This is a genomic window from Petrotoga sp. 9T1HF07.CasAA.8.2, assembly GCF_002895585.1.
GTDB lineage: Bacteria > Thermotogota > Thermotogae > Petrotogales > Petrotogaceae > Petrotoga > Petrotoga mobilis.
The window spans coordinates 1-2,320 of the sequence record NZ_AZRI01000051.1 but is presented as its reverse complement, the minus strand read 5'-3'; the positions used below and the strand labels follow the sequence as shown (position 1 = coordinate 2,320).

At 33.5% G+C, this 2,320-nt stretch carries 2 protein-coding genes; both read left to right on the top strand.

Annotated elements, in window-relative coordinates; translation table 11 throughout:
• Positions 1-72: 72 nt before the first annotated feature.
• A complete protein-coding gene (locus tag X925_RS10190; RefSeq protein ID WP_121959886.1) occupies positions 73-729 on the top strand; it encodes an MBL fold metallo-hydrolase in 657 nt (218 codons plus the stop codon).
• Positions 730-781: 52 nt separating this feature from the next.
• The gene (locus X925_RS10185) at positions 782-2,176 is read left to right on the top strand and encodes a YfcC family protein (protein WP_121959885.1); all 1,395 of its coding nucleotides are present in this window, start codon (positions 782-784) and stop codon (positions 2,174-2,176) included.
• Positions 2,177-2,320: the final 144 nt, after the last annotated feature.

Here is a 2,320-nt window from a genome sequence, read left to right as displayed (position 1 = left end):
GGGGCGAAGGGGCGCTAAATATAATGTTTTAGAGCTTTTTAAAATAGTGATTGTATAAAAGGGGGAACCACAATGGCAGAAAATAAACAATTGAAAGTTACCATTTTATACGATAACATAGTGCATGACAAAAATCTCCAAGCAAATTGGGGATTCTCTGCTTTGATTGAAGTAGAAAATGCACCTAAGATTCTTTTCGATACCGGTGGAAGTGGAGAGATCCTGTTAAACAACATGGAAAAGCTAGGAGTTGATCCATCTACAATAGATGAGGTTTTTATATCTCACAACCACTATGATCATGTGGGCGGTTTGTCGGGTTTTCTCTCAAAAAATCCCGATGTAACGGTTTACGTTCCTCCATCTTTCAGGGGAGTGAAAAATGCAAAAGAAGTTGTTACCATAAAAGGTCCTACTGAAATACATGAAGGCATTTATTCCACAGGAGAATTAGAAGGGATAGAACAATCTCTCTGTGTAAAAACTGAAAAAGGAATAATAGTAATAGTTGGATGCTCTCATCCAAAGATGGAAAATATATTAAAAACCGCTTCAACATTTGGAGAAGTATACGGAATAATTGGAGGGTTACATGGAACACCTGCAGAATCTTTGAAGGGTTTAAAACTAATTTGTGCAACACATTGTACCCAACACAAAGATGATATTAAAAGGCTTTTTCCAGAAGCCTATATAGAAGGTGGCGCTGGAAAGGTTGTTGAAATTTAAAAATACTAAAGACAATAAAATATCAAAACATATTATACAAGGGGGATGAGGTATGGAAAAGTCTGTAAAAATAAGCAGAAACATGTTTATAACCTCAGCAGTAGTTATTTTTTCTATTATGATGATCTCAGGAGTATTAACAATTTTATTGCCTGCGGGGGAGTATCAAAGAGAGTTTATAGATGGAAGAACAGTCATCGTAGAAGATTCTTACCAGACAATAGAAAAACCAAATTATCCCTTTTGGCGATGGTTTACCGCTCCAATCGAAGTATTGTGGAGCTCTGATGCACCACTTATAATCACTATTATTGTGTTTATATTGGTAGTTTCCGGTTCGATCTATATTTTGAATAAAAACCATGTCATTGAATACATTATTAGTAAAATTGTTAAAAGGTACAGCAAACAAAAAAACGTTTTATTAGGTTTGATGATTCTAGTTTTTATGCTTTTAGGTGCATTAATGGGGATTTTTGAAGAAATTGTCCCTTTAATACCGATTGTAATAATGTTTTCAGTTTCCTTGGGTTGGGACGATCTAACAGGTTTGGGAATGAGTCTACTAGCAGCAGGATTTGGTTTTTCTGCAGCAATTGCGAATCCTTTCAGTTTAGGAGTGGCACAAAGAATAGCTGAAATCCCACTTTTTTCGGGAATAGGCCTCAGAATAATTATTTTTATCACTACTTACCTACTTTTATTCTTTTTTTTGAGGAATTATGCTAAGAAGCACCAAAAAGAGGTTGTTGATCAGCAAATAGAAACCATCGATTATGATGTAAATACTTCAAAAGCTTCTAAAATATTAATAACAATAATTTCAATTTTGTTTATACTGATTTTAATTTCTGGTTTTACCGGATTTATGAGTGGCCTTATGTTACCCGTTGTTGGTGTATTATTCATGATAGGAGGTTTTTTATCGGGTTTAGTGGTTGAAAAAAGTATTTCTAAGGTGTTCAAAGATTTTTTAATTGGAATGAGCAATCTGTTACCTGGAGTTATATTGATTCTCATGGCTATGTCGGTAAAACTGATAATTACCAATGGAAAAATCTTAGATACGATATTGTACAATGCATCTATTGTTATATCTGAATCTGGAACTGTCGCTGCAACTTTTTTGATTTATTTGCTTTTTTTTATTATGAATCTATTCATAGGCTCAGCTTCTGCAAAAGCATTTTTGACTATGCCAATTATAGTTCCTTTGGCAGATTTGGTTGGAATCACGAGACAAACCGCTGTACAAGCTTTCGTTTTTGGAGATGGGTTTAGTAATTTGTTGTATCCAACTAACGCAGTGTTGTTAATCTCGTTGGGAATAGCTGGAGTTAGTTATTTTAAATGGTTCAAATTCATTTGGAAGATTCAGCTTGCGGTATTTTTTCTTTCTTTGCTATATTTGTATATTGCAGTAAAAATAGGATACGGTCCTATATAACAGGAGATAGAGAGATGTATGATTATTCCTATAATTATGATGAATGTAGAAAGAATTTTTACACTTTTGAAAATGAGCTAAAGAAATATTATTCTACAGTTTCTAATGATTCCTATTCAATTAAAGAGGACAGTTATATTGATA